Here is a 20,348-nt window from a genome sequence, read left to right as displayed (position 1 = left end):
AGACCAAGCGGCTACCACGCGTATCGCAGGCTCGCGGTGCCGGAATAAGTGGTGCTGCGCGCCGCGAACTCGCCGTCGAACTTCGCCGACAGGGCAACGCCGTTCGAAAACTTCAGCTCGGCACCGGCAGATGCGAGCGCGGTGTCCTTTGCCGGCGTTGCGCCGTTGACGATGAAGCTCGCGCCGGGCAGCGCCTGGAATGCGGCGACGAGCGTCGGGTCGCTCACCCAATCATGGGCCCAGGCCGCGCGGCCGCGCAACGTGAGGACCGAATTCGGCGTGACCAGCGTCGCGCGATCGAAGCGCGCGCCGAGCTCGCTCCGTGTGTCGGAGGCCGTGCGTCCCTGATAGGTCAGGCCAAAGCCGCTGCCGGCCAGATCGGCCTCGGTATAGGTCGGTGTGCGAAAAGCCTGCGCCTGCGCCGCCACATATGGCGTGAAGCCGCCAATCGGCGTGGCGAAGCGATAGCCGCCCTCGATGCGGCCTCCGACGGTTTGCGCGTCGAATTTGGCGGTGAGCTGGTTGCCGAACGGTGCGAGCCGATCTGTCGACATCCAATGATTGGCCACGGCGAGAGAGGCGGCAAAATAGGCTGGCCCTGTGCGCACGGCGGTGTAGACGCCGGCCTGGATTGCATCGCTCTTGCCCCCGCCGATCGCCTGCGCGAGATCCCATTTGGTGCCGCCGCCCGACAGCGCGAAACCGACAAGCGCATCGCGGCCGAAATGATAATCGGCGCCGGCCGCGACGCCGCCGGCGCGCGCGCCGAGGTCGTGACTGCCGATCACGACGGCGTCGCCGCCGGTGCGGTTGGTGCCGCCGAACGCCGTGCCCCAAGCCGTCCAACGCTCCGCAAAGGCCGGCGCTTTCATGGCCGGCGTCCCCAGCACCTTGTTGTAGGCGAGGGCGATATCGTCCGGCAGCGCGGCGCGTTCGGGGCTGAAGCCGAGCGCCGTGTCGCCGGTGCTCATGCCACTGCGTCCACCCACGAACGGATCAAGCATGAGGCCGAGGAATTGGCTCGTGAACTGGAAGGCGCCCTGCTGCGCGCCGGTGGCCGCTTCACCCGAAAGCTGGTCCAGACTGTAACGGAGCTGGGCGTCGCTCTCGCCTGCGAAGGAGGAGAGGAAAGGCAGGTTGGGACCGAACGCGCTCAAGGCGCCGGCCACGGCCTTCTGGTTTTGCGTTTGGGCGATGGAGAGGAATGCGGCGTTGTTGTAGTTGAGCGTCAGGAAGACGCTGAACCCGTCATAGCTGAGGGAGGAAGCGAAGAGCTGCGGATTGTATCCGCTGACAGTGACGCCCGAGAAGCTGCCGATGACGCCAGTCGTCGTGCTGAGGATCGTGTATTGCGTCGAGGGGTTATAGGCGCCGGCGATCGTGTTGACTGCGACGGTGCCGCCGTTCAACGTTGCGTTGACCGCGAGGATCTTCTCGGATTGTCCGGTAGCGGTGACGGAGATCGCGTAGGTCGAACCGGCGTTGAACGTGACGTTGCCATTGCTCGTCAGCGTACCGAGATTGCCGGGCAAGACCGTGCCGCCTGACAGCACGGTCATATTGCCGATGGCGCCGTTGCCGCTGAGAATGCCCCCGCTGACGGTCGTGGCGATGTTGGGCATCGAGCCGTTCACCTCGAGGGTGCCGGCCAGGATATTCATGCTCGCGATCTCGGTCGTCGAACCGTTCATCGTCCAGGTGGAGCTGCCGGTCTTTTCCAGCGCCTCGAATTCCCGGAACTGACCGGCCGCGCCGAATATGCTGAGATTGAACGCTGCGTTGGCAGTACCGCCCAGGCGCAGCGTGTCCGTTCCGTTGCCGCCGAGGACCCATCCCGTGATGCTCGATCCCGCTCGCAACTCGAAGACGTCGTTGCCTCCCTTCAGGTCGACAGCCGTGCTGACGCCACCGCTGATGATCGTGCCTGAGTTGATGATGGTGTCCTGATTGGCCGAGCCGATGATTGCCGTGCCCGAGGCACTTGATATCGTGCCGGCGTTGCTGACGACGTTGCCGTCGGCCGCGCCGCTCAGATCGACGGCCGCGACATTGATGGCATGGACAAAGCCGCTCGACAGGATGTTCGCCTGATTGTTCGCCGACCCGGCACCGATGCTGATGCTGATGGCTCCGGTCACGCCGTTTCCGACCGTACCTCCGATCACGATGATATTGTTGCTCGAATTGGCCAGTGCGAGCCCCGACGTGGCGAGGCTCGATGACCCAACCATGGCGCCGGCATCCACTGTGATCGTGTTGCCGCCACCGCCGATCACGTCAATGCCGTCGCTGTTGGCAGAGGTGACGGTTGCGTTGCCGAAGACCTTGACCGCACTATTGGATGCCGCCTCGAGGACAACGCTGGCAAAGGTCGGGTCGTTCACGGAGGTCGCGGTGCCGTCGCCAATGTTGACGGTGACACCGCTGACCACGGGCGCCGTCTTGACCTGGGTGTTGCCCGCTCCGGTGCAGGTGATCGAATCGCCTGACTGCAGCGCTGCCTGCGCGCCGCTTCCGGTCACCACACAGGCCGCCTCTGCCGGCGTCGCGAGCCACGGCAGCGCACTACCTGCGGCAACGGCGCCGATCGCGGTGCTCAAGAGAAACGCATGCCGCCGACACGTCTTCGCGCGACGGATCTGGGGCGGGGGCAACAAACCATTCCAGGGCACCTGCAAACTCCTCTTTCGGCACGGTCCGGGCGGAATTCGGACCGCAACGTTGGCTGGTGCCATGCTTAGCGGGGGAGGTTCCGGCCATCGTGGATCAGCGCGCAAGGCGGTGTGGCGGAAAGCGAAAGACGCAGTTTTTTCGGGAGCAATGTGGCCGCGGCGTCACACAGCTTCGCCGTCGCGACGCCGTTGGACGATGTCTGCAATCGGATGCCGGGGTTGAGAGGGCGCCGGCGCCTATCAGCCTCGCGCCGCGACGGCTTCGCGCGGACGGGTTGCAACGACGACGACGTCCGGTCTGCCGTTGTCGACCTGTACCCGGTTGCGCCCCTTTTCCTTGGCACGGTAGCAGGCGGCATCCGCGCGCCGCATGGCGTCCTCGAGCGTGGTGTTGCCGTCCGCGATACAGGCGACGCCGATGCTGGCGGTCACCGCAAAGCAACGATCATCCCAGGCGAAGGTGAACAGCTCGAGCGATCTGCGCAGGCGTTCGGCGATATCGACGGTGGTCGAGGGCGAGCATTGCGGCAGGATCAGGCCGAATTCGTCGCCGCCGAGCCGGGCCACCAGATCATGCGGCCCCCGGTCCTGTTGCAGCAGGCGCGAGACCTGGCAGAGCAGGCGGTCGCCGGCGAGGTGGCCGCAGGTGTCGTTGACGCTCTTGAACTGGTCGAGGTCGAGCAGGATCAGGCCCAGCGAGCCCGCCGCGGTGGTGTCCAGCACGCTTTGCAGGCGCGCCTCGAAGGCGCGGCGGTTGGACAGGCCGGTCAACCAGTCGTGCGATGCCTGCCATGCCAGGCGCTCCCTCTCGGCATGCAACGCATCCTCGAACGCCTGTCGTTGCAGCATCAAGCGCCGCGTGTGCCAGATCAGGAGCAGGATCAGTGTCGCGGCCGCCACGATGTTGATGCACGTCAGCGTTACCTTGATGGCGCGGGAGCCTTCGCCGAGGACGGTCGAGAACCGCTTTGCATGCACCGTGAACTGCGTGTTGAGTTCCGAGAGCCGCGACGACAGCAGCCGCAGGCGGTCGCGGTCCTCAATGGGTCCGTGCGCCAACTCGGACCGGATGACCTCGCCGAAGACGCTGAGCTCCAGCAACATGGGATCGGTGGCCGCCCACTCGTGGATCGCTTCCTGGAGGAAGCTGACGCGGCTGAAATAACGGAACAGCCAGATCAATCCCGGAACGTCATCGGGATGGTTGCCGCCTTGCAGAAACCCGACGCGGGCGGCCTCGACGTCGACCGGATCGCGCTCGAGTGCCCAGCGCGCGAACTCATCGCCGATGGGAACGGCAAGGGACGCCTGGTAGTGGGTGAACTGGCTCGCCTCGCCTGAATGCAGATAGAGATTGAGGAAATAGACGGCGTTCTTCTGTGACCGCGACCACATCGCTTCGCCCGCGACATAGGCGCGGACCGATGACATCACTTCGAGGCTGAATCCCGCGATCGTTGCCTGGAGCACGACGACCATCACGAATGGCGAGACAAGTTTGATGACGTGAAGGAAACTACGCCCCTTCGTCGACGTCGCTGTTCTGCGAAACACCCTGCATTCCCCAAATCGATCAACGACCCCACCGGAGCGTCGCGCCTGCAACGCCAAGTAGAGGGGAAAGTTGCTTAACTCGACCCCAAAGACGCAAGCGACTGCACTGCAGGGTGAAAGCGTCGTGAAGCGGATGCCCGCAGATCGTTGCAAATGCCGACGAACCGGAACCGATACGGTCGTAGCGAACCGATGCCTCGCATTCGTCCTGCGCGGTTTACCTGATCGAGAGAGTTTGGTCCGGCGCTAGACCAGCACCGGCTTGCGCACGCGGCCAGCGTCGCCGAACACGCGCAAATAGCGTTCGATCTCGGAGGGCATGCCGGTCGCCTTCTCCGGATTGTCCGAGAGTTTGACGGCCGGGTGGCCGTCAACCGACGACACCTTGCAGACCAGCGAGATGGGATCGAGATTGAACGAGCCGTCCGGCGGGCAGCCGACGAAATCATTGGTGAGGTTGGTGCCCCAGCCGAAAGAGAGCCGCGAGCGACCGGAGAAGTGGTGATAGGTCTCCTCGATCGAGCCGACATCCATCGCATCGGAGAAGACGAGCAGCTTGTCCTTGGGGTTGCGGCCCTTCTTTTCCCACCAGGCGATGATCTCCTCGCCGGCCTGGATCGGTGGCGCGCTGTCGGGGCGGAAGCCGGTCCAATCGGCGACCCATTCCGGCGCATCGCGCAGGAAGGATTTGGTGCCGAAGGCGTCGGGCAGCGCGATCAGGAGATTGCCGCCATAGGTCTGGCGCCATTGGTCGAGAATGCGATAGGGCGCCCAGCGCAACTCCTCGTCGTCCTTGGCAAGCGCAGCCGCGACCATCGGCAGCTCATGCGCATTGGTGCCGATGGCTTCGAGATCATTGTCCATCGCCAGCAGCACGTTGGAGGTGCCGATGAAGGACGGGCCCAGGCCTTCCTTCACCGCCTCGACGCACCAGCGCTGCCAAAGGAAGCCGTGGCGGCGGCGGGTGCCGAAGTCGGAGAGCCGCAAATTCTCGAGCTGGCGCAGCCGCTCGACCTTGGTCCACAGCTTGGCCTTGGCGCGGGCATAGAGCACGTCGAGCTCGAAGCGGCCGCGGCCCTTCATCGCGGCGCGCGACCGCAACTCGTTGAGGATGGCGAGCGCCGGAATTTCCCACATCGTGGTGTGGGTCCAGGGGCCGTGGAAATGCAGCTCGTACTGGCCCTCGACCTTGCGCAGCTCGTATTCGGGCAGCCGGAATTCGGCCAGCCAGCGGATGAAGTCCGCCGAGAACATGTGGGTCTTGCCGTAGAAGGTGTTACCGGCAAGCCAGATCAGCTCTTTCTTGGCGAAGCGGATGGTGCGGGCGTGGTCGAGCTGGGCGCGCAGCTCGCCCTCGTCGATGATCTCGGCCAGCCGCACATGGCGCGAGCGGTTGATGACCGAGAAGGTCACCTGCTGATTCGGATAGTCCTCCCGAATCATCTGCAACATCAATAGCTTGTAGAAGTCGGTATCCAGCAGGCTGCGGATGATGGGGTCCAGCCGCCAGCTATGATTGTAGGTCCGGCTCGCAATATCGGTCACTGTCATGGGACAATTCTAGCGTGGCGGCCCTCGCGCAACCAGTGGGTTTGGCGAAGGGCAGACTTCCCTGAAACCGTAACCGAGGCTCAGTCTCCGGCCGCCGTTGCCGCCACGGTTTCGAGCTGGCCGCGGATCCAGCGATGGGCCGGGTCTTTCTGATAGCGCTGATGCCAGACCATGAACATCGGCAGCTCGGCCAGCGTCTTTGTCCGCGACGCTAGCGGAATCGGTACATGCGCGAAACCGCGCATCACACCGGAGGCGAGCAGGCTCGGCATGCTCGCCAGCATCTGCGAGCCGCGCAGGAAGGGCGGCACGCCGGAAAAGCTCGGCACGGAGATGGCGATGTCACGCAGAAAGCCGTTCGCCGCCAGCCGGCGGTCGAAGTCGAGCCGCTCGTTGTCGGTATAGACCACCGTGATGTGGCGTGCCGCGAGATAGGCACTGCGGCCGGCCGGAGCTGTGCGCACCTTGGGATCGAAGTAGCAGACGTAGTGATCGCTGAGCAGCCGCTTCTGCACGATGTCCACGCCGGATGGCGGCAGCGGCGTGACCATGAGATCGCAGCGGTTTTCGCGCAGCATGGCGGGCGACGGCGACTGCGAGGGGATCACGCGCAGGTTCAGGCTCCTGACCTGTCCCGCGACATGGTCGAAAAACCGCGGCAACAGCAGATCGCGCTGGAAGTCGTTGGCGGCGATCGTCAGCGAAAGCTGCGCGCGCGCCGGCTCGAAGGTGACGCCGCCGGCAAAGCTGCGCATCTCGTCGATCAGCGCCCGCGCTTTCGCGGCCAAGGCCTGGGCATGGGCGGTGGCGACGATGCCGCGGCCGGATTTGGCAAACAGCGGATCGCCCGCGATCCGCCGCAACTTGTTCAGCCCGTGACTGACCGCCGATTGCGTCAGACCAAGCCGCGTCGCTGCCGCCGTGACCGAACCTTCCTCCAGCACGGCAAGGAACAGTTCGAGGGCGTGGCCGTCGAGCGCCAAATGATCGATTTCCTTCATGTAATTCATTATAATCGATCTATTTATCTTGAGAATAGATCGTCCCATGATCTCCCGATAAGCCGCGCCCCCGGACCCGGGCGCCACAGGGAGAGACAACGCCGATGAACGTCCAGGCGCCAGCCTTGCAGGATCCCCGCCTCAACCGACCCGAGCCGTTCACGCCGCGCGACGGCGGCTTCTTCCAGCGCGACCATTCGATCCATCCGCCGGCGCATGCGCCCGGCTACAAGTCCTCGGTGCTGCGCTCGCCGCGCCAGCCGCTGCTGTCGATCGAGAACTCGGTCTCGGAGATCACGGGTCCGGTGTTCGGCCACAACGATCTCGGCCCGCTCGACAACGATCTGATCCGCAACTACGCCAAGGACGGCGATCCCGTCGGCGAGCGCATCATCGTCCATGGCCGCGTGCTCGACGAGACCGGCCGCGGCGTGCCGAACACGCTGGTCGAGTTCTGGCAGGCCAATGCCGGTGGCCGCTACCGGCACAAGAAGGATACCTATCTCGCCCCGATCGATCCGAATTTCGGCGGCTGCGGCCGCGCGCTGAGCGACGACACCGGCTACTATTATTTCCGCACCGTGAAGCCGGGCCCCTATCCCTGGCGCAACTTCGTCAACAGCTGGCGTCCCGCCCACATCCACTTCTCGGTGTTCGGCTCGGGCTTTGCGCAGCGGCTGATCACCCAGATGTATTTCGAGGGCGATCCCCTGATCCCGGTCTGTCCGATCCTGACGACGATTCCGGACAAGGACGCGCTCGACCGCCTCGTGGCGCCGCTCGACCTCAACGCCTCGACGCCGTTCGACTCGCTCGCCTACCGCTTCGACATCGTGCTGCGCGGCCAGCGTTCCACCTATTTCGAAAATCGCACCGCGGGGAATTGAGCCAATGCCGCAGCCGCTCGACTATCTCAAGGAAACCGCCTCGCAGACCGCCGGGCCCTACGTCCATATCGGCCTGATCCCTGCCATGGCCGGCTTCGACATTTTTGAGAAGAACTTTTCTAACGTGCTGGTGACGCCGAACACGCCAGGCGAGCGCATCACGCTGGAGGGCAAGGTGTTCGACGGCAGCGGCACGCCGCTGCGCGATGTGCTGCTCGAAATCTGGCAGGCCAACGCAACCGGCCGCTATAACCATCCGGCCGATCGCCTGGCCGGCGCGGTGGACGAGGAGTTTCGCGGCTGGGGCCGCGCCGGCTCCGATTTCGACAGCGGCCTCGTCACTTTCGAGACCATCAAGCCGGGCGCGATCACGGACAAGGCAGGCCGCAAATGCGCGCCGTACGTCAATATCTGGATCGTCGCGCGCGGCATCAACATCGGTCTCAATACGCGACTCTATTTCTCCGACGAAGAAGCCGCGAATGCCGCCGACCCCGTGCTCAACCTGGTCGAGCCGCCGGTGCGGCGCGCGACGCTGATCGCCACGCGCGGTGAGCGCGCCGGCAAGGTCGTGTACTCCTTCACGATCAATCTGCAGGGGGCGGAGGAGACGGTGTTCTTCGACGTCTGACGATCCGCCGATCGCCCCGCAGGATCATTCCACCTGGTCGCCTCGATTGATCGATCCGCGCGTGGTGGCTTGCGGTGGTTGCTGGCGCATCTCGCGCGATCCCGGCCGCTCGGCCGGGGCGCGCCCCACTCTTGGCTTCAGCTCCGTCAAATCGATGAAGACGTCGGCCTGCCGGCGCAGTTCGTCGGCCACCATGGGAGGCTGGCTCGCAAGCGTGGAGACGACCGTCACGCGGACGCCCCGGCGTTGCACGGCTTCCACCAGTGAACGAAAATCCCCATCGCCCGAGAACAGCACGATCTGATTGACGTGCTCGGCGAGTTCCATGGCATTCACGGCGAGTTCCACATCCATGCTGCCCCTCATCTTGCGGCGGCCGGTCGTGGCGTCAACGAACTCCTTGGCGAGCTTGGTGACGACGGTGTACCCGTTATAGTCGAGCCAATCGATCAATGGGCGGATTGACGAGTATTCCTGATCCTCGCTCACGGTCGTGTAGTAGAAGGCTCGCAGCAACGTACCTCGGCCGTGAAATTCGCCGAGCAGGCGCCTGTAGTCGATATCGAAACCGAGCGCCTTGGTGGCGGCATAGAGATTGGGGCCATCGATGAAGACCGCAATCTTCTCAAGCGAAGACATTATGCACTAATCCCCAGTTCCGCATTGAAGCCGGCAGGTTCAGCCGCCAGGGCTGTGTGCCGGCCGGAAAACGCCGAAGTCGCCGATGGCCCGCGGAAAAAAGGCGGCGCAGACGGCCGGAGGGGGGGCCGTCCCGCGCCAGTTAAGGGAGGTTGCTGCTATCAGCGCCAGGATTCCGAATGTAGTCACGTTAAGGCGTGCACATGCCACGCTCAATTGTACGGAGGTAAACGGCGCGTATCCAAAGGGTTGGATGCTCTATACGAAGGTAAGTGGCGCGCTGGTTCGGATCTCGACAGCCCGGCGCGATCACGAATGGCCTCAAGCTTCGCCGCCATGGAGTTGGGCGCGAAAGGCGCGCGGCGACAGGCCCGTGGCCGCGGCATAGACGCGGCTGAAATAGGCGGGATCCTCGAAGCCGAGCGCGTAGGCGATCGTCGAGACCGGCAAATTGGTGTAGACGAGGTTGCGACGCGCCTCGCGGATCAGCCGGTTGAGGATCAGGTGCGAGGCGGTGTCGCCGGTCGCCGCCCGCGTCAGCCGGTTGAGATGGGTCGGCGTGATCGACAGCGCGCCTGCATAGTCCGCAACGCTCCAGCGTTCCAGATGATGCTGTTCCAGCAGCGCCTCGAAGCGGCGGAACAGCCCGCTTTCCGCCGTGCCGTTGCCGCCGCTCTCGCTGGTGAGCGCGCGGGCCACCAGCCCGATCATGGCCGCCGACAGTGCACGCAGCACGTGCGCGCGGCCGAAATCGCGTGCGGCGTGCTCGGCGAAGATCTGCTTCATGGTGGTGCGGATCTGCGGCGTGCCGCGCACCACGGCCGATCGGGACAGGGTGCCGCGCAGTCCTTCCGAGGCAAGCAGTGCCTCGTCCAGAATTTCCGCAGCGATGGTCAGCACCCAGCCTTGGGTATCGGGCTCGAAGCGGAAGCCGTGGACATGGCCGACCGGCACATTGACGACCTGCATCGGCCGGAGCGGCACCACGCGCCCGTCGAGCGTCGCCTCGCCACCGCCGCGCTCGATCAGCAGCACCTGGTGCAGCCGGGCATGGCGGTGCACGGCCAGCGTCCAGTCGTGCAGCACCGAGCGCGACGCGATCGTCTCGCAATGCACGACGTCGGGCAGATCGCCGGACTCGCCGAAGAGGTTGTAGACCCGGATTGCCGGGGCTGAGGCTGCGGTTCTCATGTTCGAATAGTACAAGACAAAGACGAAACCCTCCATCGGTTTGCGGCGCCCCATCTGCAAAAAACGCGGCGACGGGAGGACGTAAAAATGAAAGTTCAGGTCTGCATCATCGGCGGTGGGCCGTCCGGGCTGCTGTTGTCCCAGCTTCTGCACCTGAAGGGCATCGATACGGTCGTGCTGGAGAAATACAGCCGCGACCACGTGCTCGCCCGCATCCGTGCCGGCGTGCTCGAGCACGGCTTCGCCAGGTTGATGCGCGAGGCGCAGTGCGGCGAGCGGATGGACCGCGAGGGCGAGATCCACAACGGTTTCGAGATCGCGCATGACGGCGTGCTCTCCCATATCGACCTGCACAAGCATTCCGGCGGCAATTCGGTGCTGGTCTACGGCCAGACCGAGCTGACGCGCGACCTCTACGAGGCGCGCGATCGCCTCGACGGCAAGGTCGTGCACAACGCCGAGGACGTGACGCCGCACGATCTGACGTCGGACCGGCCCTACGTGACCTATCGATCAAACGACGAGATCGTCCGCATCGATTGCGATTACGTCGTTGGCGCCGACGGCTTTCACGGCGTCAGCCGCAGGTCCATCCCGAAGGACGTGCTGCGCGAATACGAGAAGGTCTATCCATTCGGCTGGCTCGGCGTGCTGTCGCGCACGAAACCGGTGTCGCCCGAGCTGATCTATGTGAAGCATGAACGCGGCTTTGCGCTCTGCTCGCTGCGCTCACAAGTGCTGAGCCGCTACTACGTCCAGGTGCCGTTGACCGACAAGGTGGAGGACTGGAGCGACGATGCATTCTGGACGGAGCTGAAGCGCCGTCTGCCGGACGAGGTCGCCGGCCGCCTGATTACCGGGCCCTCGATCGAGAAGAGCATCGCGCCCTTGCGCAGCTTCGTCGCCGAGCCGATGAGCTACGGCCGCCTGTTCCTCGCCGGCGATGCCGCCCACATCGTGCCGCCGACCGGCGCGCGCGGGCTCAACAGCGCGGCGTCCGACATCTACTATCTCTACCACGCCATGCTTGCGCATTATCAGCACGGCGACGATTCCGGCCTTGCGGGCTATTCCGCCAAGGCGCTTGCGCGGATATGGAAAGCGCAGCGTTTTTCGTGGTGGATGACGATGCTGCTGCATCGTTTTCCCGACCGTTCCGAATACGAGGACCGGCTTCAGCAGACGGAGCTCGAGTACCTGCTCTCGTCCGAGACGGCGCAGCGGCTGCTCGCGGAGAATTACGTGGGTCTGCCGTTTTAGCGACGGTTTGTGACCGCTCAGCTGACGTTGCCGCTCCAAAGGGGAGCTCTCCTCGCGGCACGAGGCGAGTTCGCCCGTCAGGCCGGTTCCCTTTCAATAAGTGGTGACGGACGCCGAAATGCTCTGTTGCCTTGTGCGATAGTTCCTACCTCCTCAACCGAACAGGAGGGCGCAGCGATGACGAATACAGCGCTTGTGGTCGGCGCCAGCGGTATTGTCGGCAGCAATCTCGCCCGCCATCTCAGCGATCGCGGCTGGCAGGTGCTTGGGCTCGCAAGGCGCCCGCCAAGCGGCCTCGATGGTGTTCGTCCCATCGCGGCCGATTTGCAGGATCCGGCCTCGCTTCGCGACATCCTGGCGAGCCTTCGTCCCACTCACGTGTTTCTCGCCACATGGCTACGTCAGCCGACCGAGGCGGAAAATATCCGCGTTAACGCTGCGATGGTGCGCAACGTGTTGGGAGCACTTTCCGGCGCAGATACGCTTTCTCATGTCGCGCTGGTCACCGGGCTAAAGCATTACCTGGGACCGTTCGAGTCCTACGGTAAAGGCAGGCTGCCCGCGACGCCATTCCGCGAGGAGCAACCGCGGCTCGATGTCGAGAACTTGTACTACGCTCAGGAGGACGAACTATTCGATGCGGCCAGGCGCGGTGGTTTCAGCTGGAGCATTCACCGCCCGCACACGATCATCGGCTATGCGATAGGCAACGCCATGAACATGGGAACGACGCTTGCCGTCTACGCGACGATCTGTCGAGAAACGGGGCGGCCATTTCTCTTTCCAGGCTCGGCGATGCAATGGACCGGCCTGACGGATATGACGGATGCCAGATTGCTGGCGCGGCACCTGGAATGGGCCGCGACGACGACGGTCGCGCGAGACCAGGCATTCAACGTCGTAAATGGCGATGTCTTCCGATGGAGCTGGATGTGGGCGCGACTGGCCGGCTGGTTCGGGTTGCAGCCTGCGCCCTTTCCAGAGGAAATTTCGCCGCTTGAGCGTCAGCTTGCCGATTCAGGTCGTATATGGGCTGATATCGCGCTCAAGTATGATCTCGTCGAAAGAGACCTCTCCGTCCTTTCGTCGGCATGGCACACCGATGCCGACTTGGGCCGACCTATCGAAGTCGTCACCGATATGAGCAAGAGCCGTAAGCTCGGTTTCCCTGAATATCAGGCGACGGACGACAGTTTTTTCGATCTCTTCAGCAGGTTGCGTGCCGCGAACGTCATTCCTTGAGCCTTCTGACGAAGAGTAAACAACCGCTACTTTCCTTCCAGCGTATTGACCGGCGTCCACTCTGGCGATGGTGGATTTGCGGCGAGGGCTTTTGCGCGCTTGGCGAACAGCGCCGACGCCGGGTCGATCTTCGCGACGCCGTCGAACGCCTCGGCCGCCTTCGAAAACTCCCTTGCCCGCCAGCACGCCAGCCCCTCCGCATACGCTGTGGCCACCTTCGTCTGCTCGGCGCCCTCCGCGCCCTTGTCCGCGAGCGGCTCGAACACCTGGATCGCCTCGCCGCGGCCGAGCACCCTGATCGCATCGAGCTCACGCCAGGCGAAAGTGTCGCCGGTCTGCGCCATCGTCGTTTCCGAGGCCATGATGGCGGTGCCGTAATATTTGTTGGCGCCCTCGAGGCGCGAGGCGACGTTCACGGTGTCGCTCATCACGGTGTAGTTGAAGCGGCGGCGCGAGCCGATGTTGCCGACCACGGCTTCGCCGCTGTTGAGCCCGATGCGGTGCGACAGGCCATGGCCTGCGAAGGCGGGATTGCTGACGTTCAATTCCGCGAGCTTCTCGTGGCACTTCAGCGCGGCGTGAACCGCGTTGCGCGCGTGCGCGGGATCGTCGGCCGGCGCGCCAAACATCGCGACGATGGAATCTCCGATATATTTGTCGACATAGCCGCCATGGCTCTCGATGATGTCGGTCATGGCCGAGAGATATTCGTTCATCAGCGTCACCAGTTCGCCCGGCGTCATCGTCTCGGCGATCGAGGAGAAGCCGCTGAGGTCGGAGAAGAACATGGTGACGTTGCGCATCTCGCCGCCGAGCGCCGGCATCTTGCCGGAGGCGACCATGGTGTTGATCACTTCGGGCGCCAGATAGAAGGCAAAGCTCTGGCGCAGGAAGCGCTCGTCGCGATCGGCGAGCACGAAGCGGTAGCCGATCATCATCGCGAGGGCGGCAAGACTTGCGAGCGCAGGCTCGGTCGGCGGCAGCGCCAGCGCGTGCACGAACGCGGCGACGGCGACGGCTGTGTAAGCGGCAGTGAGGCCGAGCCATGCGATCATCGCGCCGCCCGGTGCGAGCATGGAGGCCGCGCAGGCGATGATCGCCGCGAACACGATCGCAAGAACGGTCCGCATGGGAAAGCCGAGCTCGGTCACGGCGTCGCGCTCGATCAGGTTTCGCACGACGGTGGCGTGCACGAAGACGCCGGCGATATCGCTCCGGGCCTTCTGTGCGGTGCTTGCCGGGGCGGGCAGGGCACAGCGCGCGGCCGGCGCCCCGTCATATCCGCCCGCAAGGCGCATCGAGGTGAGCTTGCGGTCCTCGAAGTTCAGGGCGGTGCCGAGCAGCACGACCTTACCGTCGAAGGCGTGGCGGAAGAAATCGCGGTCGCCTTTTTCGACGCAGGCGCGCAGATCGGCGAAGGAATAGGTCGGAACGTCGCGGCCCATTCCGCGGAAGTTGAGCGTCAGCGTGTTCGGCACCGCGCTCGGGACCGAATAGCCGGATAGCTCGGTCGCACCGGACGGCGCAATCGCGGGCTTTCCGCCGAGCGCGCGCGCGGCGAGCTCGACTGCCATCGCGGGGGCCGGCTTGCCGTCGATGGAGAAGCTGAGTGGCATTCGCCGGATGACATCGTCCGCGTCGGTATGGACATTGAGCGCGCGGATGTTGGTGCGCACCGCCAATTGTTGCGCACGATACGGCCTCTCCGGATGGTCGTTGCTGAGGATCTCGCCGAGCACGAGCTTGTCGCCGTCGGAGAGTTGCCGCAACGCTATCAGGTAATCCCGGTCAAACCCTCTCATGCGCGCGCCGAGCGGCACCTCGCCGAAGGGGATTTCCGACTGCTCGATCGAGCTTGGAAAGATGACGTCGAAGCCGATCACCTTGGCGCCACCGTCGGTGATGCCGGTGAGCACACGGCCGATCTCGCGTGTCCAGGTCTGCGTCGGCGATCCCTTGAAGGGTGGGGTGTCGTAGGTCTCGCCGTCGATGGCCACGACGACGACCGGCGAATCGGCGGGATCGCGGCGATCGCCGACGAGCTTCCAGCGCAGCGCCGTGAGGATATCGAGCGAGAGACCTTGCAGCGTCTGAAGCGGCGGGGACGTGAAGACCGCGCCCGCAACCAGCGCAATCAGGATCGCCGCAACGATGTCCCGTCCCCCGATCCGTCGCATCGCCCCGTCGCAGACCGCCTATTCGAGCCGCAGCAGCCGGCCGACGATCGGCGTCGGCGATGACGTGGCGCTGGCATCGACCTGGAAAGCGTAGCGCTTGGCGCCGAGGATGGCGAGATAGCTGCCGCCCGGGGTCAGTGTCTTTCCGGCTTTGGCAAAGTCATAAAACTTGCCACCGACCATGATCTCGCTCTTGAGCGGCACGCTGATCGTGGGCTCCTTGCCGTCGGTGCGTTCGATCACCAGCGTGCTGCCGCTCTTGGCCTGTATCAGCGGGGCGACGCCATAGAGCGTCGGCAGCTTGGCCGGCGGCGCTCCCTTGGCGTCCGATCGCATGGTGCGGAAGGTCGTTGCGGCGCTCTGGTTGGCCTCGCGCTCGGACAGTTTTGCTGCATTGGTATCGCAGGGCACCTTCTCGCGCTTGACCTCGCCGAGTTGCACGGTGCTCTGCTCGGCGCCGACCAGGACGACGCCTTCGCTGATGATCTCGCGCTGGCAGGATTTGAGGTAGCTGAGCGTGATGCTGGCCTTGGGCCCGAGCTTGATGATCTTGCCGGGCGCCACATAGTCCATGAACGCGATGCCGTCGACCTTGCCCTGGACGTCCTCGACGATCGCGGCCGGGGTCTCCGCCAAAGCGGGGGCCGCAAGACAGAACGCGCCGACACCAGCGCCGATCAGGCTTCTCATGGGAGTTCTCATCCAATTCGACCGATATATCGCCGGTCCCCGTCTTGGTCCGATGCTTAGCAGCGGCGCGTCCAGACAAATGTGACCGGAATCACTCTTGGTTGTTGGTGCACTCTAGCAGGAACAGGTTCAAACCTGCGACCGGAGAAAAGCGAAGCCGCAGCAAGCTATTTGCCGGATGGATCATGTCAGGCGGCCGGGACGGGCTCAGGCAACCGGTCCTCGACCGCAGGGCTCTCTGCCGCACACTCTATAATAGGCGCGAGAGGGGCTTCGGTCTTCTGATACGGCGTCGCCTGCTGACCGGCGGCGATTTCCACGACCTCGTCCCAGCGCGACAGGAAGGCCTCGACGCAGGCCGGGTCGAACTGCCGGCCCTGGTTCTCGACCAGATAGTCGCGCGCCACGTCGAGCGGCATCGGCTCTTTATATGGCCGGCGCGTCGTCAGGGCGTCGAAGACGTCGGCGACCGCGACGACGCGCGCGGCGACCGGGATCTCGTCTGCCTGAAGGCCGTTCGGATAGCCCGCGCCGTCCCAACGCTCGTGATGGCCTGCGGCAATTTGCGCACCGAGCTGGATCAGCTCGCAGCTGGAGTCCGCCAGAATCTTTTCGCCGATCGTCGCATGGGTGCGGATCACCGCCATCTCTTCGTCGGTGAGCCTGCCGGGCTTGAGGAGGATATGGTCGGGGATGGCGACCTTGCCGACGTCGTGCAGGGGCGCGGCCAGATAGATGTCGCGGCAGAGCCGGGGCGGCAGGCCGAGCTGCTCGGCGATGATGCGGCTGTAGCGGGCGACCCGCAGCGTGTGCTCGCCGGTGTCGTTGTCGCGGTATTCGACCGCGAGCGCGAGCCGCAAGATGATCTCCTCCTCGCGCTCGCCGAGCTTCTGGGTCGCGGCCGCGACCGCGCTCGCGAGATCCGCGGCCCGGTCGTTCTGCTTGCGCACGGCTGCACCAAGGCGCACCAAATTGCGCAGGCGCACCGTCATCTCCACGCTCTGTGGCTGTTTCGGTAAGAAATCGGTTGCACCAGCCTGCAGCGCTTCCATCTTGACGTCATCGGTCTGTCGCGACGTGATCATCGCGATCGGGATGTCGGCGCAGCCGGGCAGGGTGCGGAAGGCGCGGATGAAGCTGATGCCGTCCATATGCGGCATCTCGTAGTCGACCAGCACGAGGTCGAAGACGCGCTCGCGCGCGCAAGCCAGCGCCTCGACGGGATCGAGGAAAGTCGTGGCCTCGACCAGGCCTTCGGCTTCGATATGACGTTTCAGGAAATTGAGGACAGAGCGGCTGTCATCAACGAGAAGCGCTTGGGTCAGCATCGGCGGCCGGTCTCGTTCGGATGCGAGGCGTGACCTCCACGAATAGTCTTTGCGATTTAACGCGGAGCAAACGCCCGGGCTGCGGCGAACTGACTCAAGACTGCGCACAGCGCATGCGAATTGAGCGAACCATGCACGCCTGCATGCATACGCGAAGTTCTTCGGTTTGTGACCCGTAGTTGTACGGTGATGCCTATTAGGGGTTTGCACACTCTCCCAAGCGAATAGTCGTCGCGCGAGATTCGCGTCATGCGTGCAGCGAATCCCGAGGAAATCTGGGGGACGAATGCCGTCTGACGTCACTGAGCCGAAGTGGTCCCTACGGCTGCCTGCAGATTGCAGCATCGCTGCGATCCGCAGTGTCTATGACCTGATCCGCGAAGCTTTCGGCCGGCAGGATCGGCTCGAGATCGATTGTTCGAGCGTCGACAAGGCCGACGTAACCTCGATCCAGCTTCTGCTGTCGACCGCCAAGACGGGCGAGGCCCAAGGCCGCCCGGTGGTGCTCACATCGTTCTCCCAGTCTCTGCGCAACACCCTTCGCCGCGCCGGCTTCGCCAGCGATGCGATGATCGATCAGCACTTCCCGCAAAAGAAAGATGGCACCTGATGGCCACGATTCTCACGGTCGACGATTCCCCCAGCATCCGTCAGATGATCAAGGTCGTGCTCGAGCCGGCCGGTCACAACGTGATCGAGGCCGGCGACGGCGCACAAGGGCTCGCCAAGGCGCAGGCCGGCAAGCTCGACCTCGTCATCACCGACCTCAATATGCCCGTCATGAACGGGCTGGAGCTGATCCGGGCGCTGCGCAAGCTGCCGAGCGCGGTCGGCATGCCCATCGTGTTTCTGACCACCGAATCCAACGACACGGTGAAGCAGGAAGCCAAGAGCGCCGGCGCCACCGGCTGGATTACCAAGCCGTTCAAGCCGGAGCAGCTGCTCGCCGTGGTCGGCAAGCTGGTGCGTGCATGAACGCGATGGACCCGACAGAGGTCTTTCGCCAGGAAGCCAGCGAACTGTTCGAGGTCCTGGAAGGGGCCCTGCTCGACCTCGGCCAGCGTCCCGACGACCGCGAGCTGGTCGATTCCGCCTTCCGCGCCCTGCATACGATCAAGGGCTCGGGCGCCATGTTCGGCTTCGACAAGGTCGCCTCCTTTACCCACGAATTCGAGACCGCGTTCGACCGCGTCCGCAAGGGCGAGATCAAGCCGACGCAGGAGCTGATCTCGGTCGCGCTTGCGGCCAAGGACTATATCCGCGCGCTGATCGAGGATCCGCAGTCGACCGACGACATCATCGGCGAGGCCATCCTCGACGACCTCAAGCGCTTCGTGTTTCCCGACCAGTCCGCCGCGCCCGTCGCCGAAATCGCCGAAGCGCCGCCGCTGGCCCCCGGTGAAAGCAAGCAGGCCGGCTGGCACCTGTATCTGGAATTTGAATCCCACATCCTGCGCAACGGCTCGAACCCGCTCGATCTGCTGGAAGACCTTTGCAAGCTCGGCCCGTGCTTCGTCGTGCCCGTGACCGACGGCATCCCGTTCCTCGACGAGATGGAGCCGGAAGACTGCTATCTGAAGTGGGACGTCAAGCTGCACGCCGCCTGCGACAAGGACGCGATCGACGACGTATTCATGTTCGTCCAGGACGAGATGAAGCTGACCCTCTCGCCGCTTGAGCAGGTCGAAGCCCCCGCGCCGCTGCCGCTGTTCCAGCTCCTCGACGAGGAGCCGGCTCCTGTGGCCGAGATGGCCGCGCCGGCGGTCGAGGCTGTTGTTGCGCCTGTCGCCGCGCAGCCCGTCGCAAAGGCGGAGCCGAAGCCGGAAGCCAAGCCTGAATCCAAGTCTGAACCGAAACCCGAGGCCAAGCGTGACGATCGCGGCATCGCCACCGTCCGCGTCCAGGCCGAGCGTCTCGACGAGTTGATGGACCGGGTCGGCGAACTCGTCATCGCCCAGGCGCGGCTGACGCAGCTCGCCTCGTCCGGTTCGGATCTCTCGATCAAGATGATCGCAGAGGAAATCGAGCGCCTCGCCTCCTCCCTGCGCGACACCACGATGGGCGCGCGCATGGTACCGATCGGCTCGCTGTTCGGTCGCTTCCGCCGCCTGGTGCACGATTTGTCGCGCGACCTGTCGAAGCCGGTCGAATTCGTCACCACGGGCGAGGATACCGAACTCGACAAGACCATGATCGAGTGCCTGGCCGATCCGCTGGTGCACCTAATCCGCAACGCCATAGACCATGGCATCGAAGACACCGCGACCCGCTCCGCCAACGGCAAGACGGAGCAGGGCCGGATCGAACTCGCCGCCGTTCATTCCGGTGCGCAGGTGCTCGTCACCGTGAAGGACAATGGCGGCGGCCTCAACACCGCGCGCATTCGCGCGAAAGCGGAAGAGCAGGGGCTGATCGCCTCCGGCGCCGTGCTGACCGATCACGAGATCCACCAGTTCCTGTTCCACCCGGGCTTCTCGACCGCGCAGACCATCTCGGCGCTGTCGGGCCGCGGCGTCGGCATGGACGTCGTCAAGCGCACCATCGAGAACATGCGCGGCACGATCGATCTGTCGACCCGGCCGGGCCAGGGCACCACGGTGACGCTGCGCCTGCCGCTGACGCTTGCGATCATCGAGGGTCTTTTGATCCGTGTCGGCGAGGGCCGCTACATCATTCCGTTGTCGGCCGTGGAGGAATGCATCGAGCTGACCGCCGAGGACGAGCGCTCCCGCGGCCGCAACTTCCTCAACGTGCGAGGCAATCTCGTGCCCTTCCTCAGGCTGCGCGAAATCATGACTGCGTCGGGTACGCCCGACCGGCACCAGAAGACGATCATCATCTCGACCGGTGAGACGCACGTCGGTCTTGTCGCGGACCAGATCATCGGCAACCACCAGACCGTGATCAAGTCGCTCTCCAAGCTGCACTCCGACGTCACGATCTTCTCCGGCGCGACGATTTTGGGTGACGGCACGGCGGCGCTGATCCTCGATGTCGCGCAGCTCGTCACGCTGGCGCAGTCGAAGGTCGAGAAACAGCATATCAGCGAGGCGGCCTGATGAACGATGGTTTGACGGGCGAGCATCACGCCGACGCGATGCAGGTCGTAATGATCGGCCTCGGCGAGGAGAAGTTCGCGCTCGACGCAGGCCTCGTGCGCGAGATCATCGATCCCGTGCCGGTGACCAAGGTGGCGGGCGCGCGGGCCTTCGTTCCGAGCGTCATCAACGTGCGCGGCAACGTCATTCCGCTTGCGGACCTGCGCATCCGCTTCGGCATGCCGCAGCTCGACAATTCGGCCGACACGCGCATCGTCGTCATCGAGCTCACGCTCGACGGCGAGCCGGTCCTGGTCGGCGTCACTGCCGACAAGGTCTACGAGGTCACCGAGATATCGCAGGCCGACGTGCAGCAGACGCCGCGCGTCGGCATGCACTGGAAGCCGGAATTCATCCGTTTCATCGCCAAGTGGCGAGAAGAGTTTGTCATCGTTCCCAACATGGAACGCATCCTGAATTGAAATGA

General features: G+C 64.4%; 17 protein-coding genes. 8 read left to right on the top strand and 9 right to left on the bottom strand.

Annotation, left to right across the window (positions count from 1 at the left end):
• Positions 1-11: 11 nt before the first annotated feature.
• From AB7G19_RS34300 to AB7G19_RS34285, 4 genes are all read right to left on the bottom strand, one after another.
• Complete coding sequence (locus AB7G19_RS34300; protein WP_441268742.1) at positions 12-2,600, bottom strand: autotransporter outer membrane beta-barrel domain-containing protein; 2,589 nt, start codon at positions 2,598-2,600, stop codon at positions 12-14.
• A 312-nt stretch (positions 2,601-2,912) separates the two neighbouring features.
• Positions 2,913-4,226 (bottom strand): GGDEF domain-containing protein, encoded by a 1,314-nt coding sequence (locus tag AB7G19_RS34295; RefSeq protein WP_085402160.1) that lies wholly within the window; start codon positions 4,224-4,226, stop codon positions 2,913-2,915.
• A 246-nt stretch (positions 4,227-4,472) separates the two neighbouring features.
• Positions 4,473-5,777 carry a nicotinate phosphoribosyltransferase gene (gene pncB, locus AB7G19_RS34290; RefSeq protein WP_028159033.1) on the bottom strand — a complete coding sequence of 435 codons (1,305 nt, stop codon included), beginning with the start codon at positions 5,775-5,777 and terminating at the stop codon, positions 4,473-4,475.
• Between the two features lie 80 nt (positions 5,778-5,857).
• Positions 5,858-6,787, bottom strand: coding sequence for a LysR family transcriptional regulator (locus AB7G19_RS34285; protein WP_085402159.1), 930 nt, complete (start codon positions 6,785-6,787; stop codon positions 5,858-5,860).
• 95 nt (positions 6,788-6,882) lie between these two features.
• Between AB7G19_RS34285 and pcaH the strand changes: the two genes are divergently transcribed.
• Positions 6,883-7,665 carry a protocatechuate 3,4-dioxygenase subunit beta gene (pcaH, locus tag AB7G19_RS34280; RefSeq protein WP_041955084.1) on the top strand — a complete coding sequence of 261 codons (783 nt, stop codon included), beginning with the start codon at positions 6,883-6,885 and terminating at the stop codon, positions 7,663-7,665.
• Positions 7,666-7,669: 4 nt separating this feature from the next.
• On the top strand, positions 7,670-8,296 hold the full coding sequence (gene pcaG / locus AB7G19_RS34275; RefSeq protein WP_085402158.1) for a protocatechuate 3,4-dioxygenase subunit alpha: 627 nt from the start codon (positions 7,670-7,672) through the stop codon (positions 8,294-8,296).
• Between the two features lie 24 nt (positions 8,297-8,320).
• Here the strand turns inward: pcaG and AB7G19_RS34270 are convergent, their stop codons facing one another.
• Positions 8,321-8,935, bottom strand: a complete 615-nt coding sequence (locus AB7G19_RS34270) for a LabA-like NYN domain-containing protein (RefSeq protein ID WP_085402157.1) — start codon at positions 8,933-8,935, stop codon at positions 8,321-8,323.
• A gap of 321 nt (positions 8,936-9,256) precedes the next feature.
• Positions 9,257-10,162: a helix-turn-helix domain-containing protein gene (locus AB7G19_RS34265; RefSeq protein ID WP_085402198.1), complete on the bottom strand. Its 906-nt coding sequence runs from the start codon at positions 10,160-10,162 to the stop codon at positions 9,257-9,259.
• Positions 10,163-10,213: 51 nt separating this feature from the next.
• Between AB7G19_RS34265 and pobA the strand changes: the two genes are divergently transcribed.
• Together pobA and AB7G19_RS34255 are read left to right on the top strand one after the other, a co-directional pair.
• A complete protein-coding gene (gene pobA / locus AB7G19_RS34260) occupies positions 10,214-11,386 on the top strand; it encodes a 4-hydroxybenzoate 3-monooxygenase (RefSeq protein ID WP_085402156.1) in 1,173 nt (390 codons plus the stop codon).
• Between the two features lie 177 nt (positions 11,387-11,563).
• The gene (locus AB7G19_RS34255; protein WP_441268741.1) at positions 11,564-12,628 is read left to right on the top strand and encodes an SDR family oxidoreductase; all 1,065 of its coding nucleotides are present in this window, start codon (positions 11,564-11,566) and stop codon (positions 12,626-12,628) included.
• Between the two features lie 26 nt (positions 12,629-12,654).
• Here the strand turns inward: AB7G19_RS34255 and AB7G19_RS34250 are convergent, their stop codons facing one another.
• The 3 genes from AB7G19_RS34250 to AB7G19_RS34240 form a co-directional block, all read right to left on the bottom strand.
• Positions 12,655-14,805: an adenylate/guanylate cyclase domain-containing protein gene (locus tag AB7G19_RS34250; RefSeq protein WP_085402154.1), complete on the bottom strand. Its 2,151-nt coding sequence runs from the start codon at positions 14,803-14,805 to the stop codon at positions 12,655-12,657.
• Between the two features lie 18 nt (positions 14,806-14,823).
• Positions 14,824-15,495 carry a hypothetical protein gene (locus AB7G19_RS34245; RefSeq protein WP_085402153.1) on the bottom strand — a complete coding sequence of 224 codons (672 nt, stop codon included), beginning with the start codon at positions 15,493-15,495 and terminating at the stop codon, positions 14,824-14,826.
• A 188-nt stretch (positions 15,496-15,683) separates the two neighbouring features.
• Positions 15,684-16,823 carry a response regulator gene (locus AB7G19_RS34240; protein WP_354113350.1) on the bottom strand — a complete coding sequence of 380 codons (1,140 nt, stop codon included), beginning with the start codon at positions 16,821-16,823 and terminating at the stop codon, positions 15,684-15,686.
• Between the two features lie 286 nt (positions 16,824-17,109).
• Between AB7G19_RS34240 and AB7G19_RS34235 the strand changes: the two genes are divergently transcribed.
• Genes AB7G19_RS34235 through AB7G19_RS34220 form a run of 4 tightly spaced genes read left to right on the top strand, consistent with a single transcriptional unit; the run spans position 17,110 to position 20,343 of the window.
• Complete coding sequence (locus AB7G19_RS34235) at positions 17,110-17,433, top strand: STAS domain-containing protein (protein ID WP_063985245.1); 324 nt, start codon at positions 17,110-17,112, stop codon at positions 17,431-17,433.
• The gene (locus AB7G19_RS34230) at positions 17,433-17,798 is read left to right on the top strand and encodes a response regulator (protein WP_008142319.1); all 366 of its coding nucleotides are present in this window, start codon (positions 17,433-17,435) and stop codon (positions 17,796-17,798) included. Before AB7G19_RS34235 ends, AB7G19_RS34230 begins: the two co-directional genes overlap by 1 nt.
• The gene (locus tag AB7G19_RS34225; protein WP_085402151.1) at positions 17,795-19,882 is read left to right on the top strand and encodes a chemotaxis protein CheA; all 2,088 of its coding nucleotides are present in this window, start codon (positions 17,795-17,797) and stop codon (positions 19,880-19,882) included. The genes AB7G19_RS34230 and AB7G19_RS34225 overlap by 4 nt, the downstream gene beginning before the upstream one ends.
• Positions 19,882-20,343, top strand: coding sequence for a chemotaxis protein CheW (locus tag AB7G19_RS34220; RefSeq protein WP_201266195.1), 462 nt, complete (start codon positions 19,882-19,884; stop codon positions 20,341-20,343). The genes AB7G19_RS34225 and AB7G19_RS34220 overlap by 1 nt, the downstream gene beginning before the upstream one ends.
• The last annotated feature ends 5 nt before the right edge of the window (positions 20,344-20,348 follow it).

The organism is Bradyrhizobium sp. 215_C5_N1_1 (assembly GCF_052075935.1).
GTDB classification, from domain to species: domain Bacteria; phylum Pseudomonadota; class Alphaproteobacteria; order Rhizobiales; family Xanthobacteraceae; genus Bradyrhizobium; species Bradyrhizobium barranii.
The sequence above is the reverse complement of the archived record's forward strand: the minus strand, read 5'-3'. Positions and strand labels throughout refer to the sequence as shown.

What these genes read in the sequence shown, in the direction of transcription:
- AB7G19_RS34250 (WP_085402154.1), bottom strand. Translation starts at nt 14,805, where the DNA reads ATGCGACGGATCGGGGGACGGGACATCGTTGCGGCGATCCTGATTGCG.
- pcaG (WP_085402158.1), top strand. Translation starts at nt 7,670, where the DNA reads ATGCCGCAGCCGCTCGACTATCTCAAGGAAACCGCCTCGCAGACCGCC.
- AB7G19_RS34230 (WP_008142319.1), top strand. Translation starts at nt 17,433, where the DNA reads ATGGCCACGATTCTCACGGTCGACGATTCCCCCAGCATCCGTCAGATG.
- pncB (WP_028159033.1), bottom strand. Translation starts at nt 5,777, where the DNA reads ATGACAGTGACCGATATTGCGAGCCGGACCTACAATCATAGCTGGCGG.
- pcaH (WP_041955084.1), top strand. Translation starts at nt 6,883, where the DNA reads ATGAACGTCCAGGCGCCAGCCTTGCAGGATCCCCGCCTCAACCGACCC.
- pobA (WP_085402156.1), top strand. Translation starts at nt 10,214, where the DNA reads ATGAAAGTTCAGGTCTGCATCATCGGCGGTGGGCCGTCCGGGCTGCTG.
- AB7G19_RS34270 (WP_085402157.1), bottom strand. Translation starts at nt 8,935, where the DNA reads ATGTCTTCGCTTGAGAAGATTGCGGTCTTCATCGATGGCCCCAATCTC.
- AB7G19_RS34245 (WP_085402153.1), bottom strand. Translation starts at nt 15,495, where the DNA reads ATGAGAAGCCTGATCGGCGCTGGTGTCGGCGCGTTCTGTCTTGCGGCC.
- AB7G19_RS34235 (WP_063985245.1), top strand. Translation starts at nt 17,110, where the DNA reads ATGCCGTCTGACGTCACTGAGCCGAAGTGGTCCCTACGGCTGCCTGCA.
- AB7G19_RS34225 (WP_085402151.1), top strand. Translation starts at nt 17,795, where the DNA reads ATGAACGCGATGGACCCGACAGAGGTCTTTCGCCAGGAAGCCAGCGAA.
- AB7G19_RS34285 (WP_085402159.1), bottom strand. Translation starts at nt 6,787, where the DNA reads ATGAATTACATGAAGGAAATCGATCATTTGGCGCTCGACGGCCACGCC.
- AB7G19_RS34255 (WP_441268741.1), top strand. Translation starts at nt 11,564, where the DNA reads ATGACGAATACAGCGCTTGTGGTCGGCGCCAGCGGTATTGTCGGCAGC.
- AB7G19_RS34240 (WP_354113350.1), bottom strand. Translation starts at nt 16,823, where the DNA reads ATGCTGACCCAAGCGCTTCTCGTTGATGACAGCCGCTCTGTCCTCAAT.
- AB7G19_RS34220 (WP_201266195.1), top strand. Translation starts at nt 19,882, where the DNA reads ATGAACGATGGTTTGACGGGCGAGCATCACGCCGACGCGATGCAGGTC.
- AB7G19_RS34265 (WP_085402198.1), bottom strand. Translation starts at nt 10,162, where the DNA reads ATGGAGGGTTTCGTCTTTGTCTTGTACTATTCGAACATGAGAACCGCA.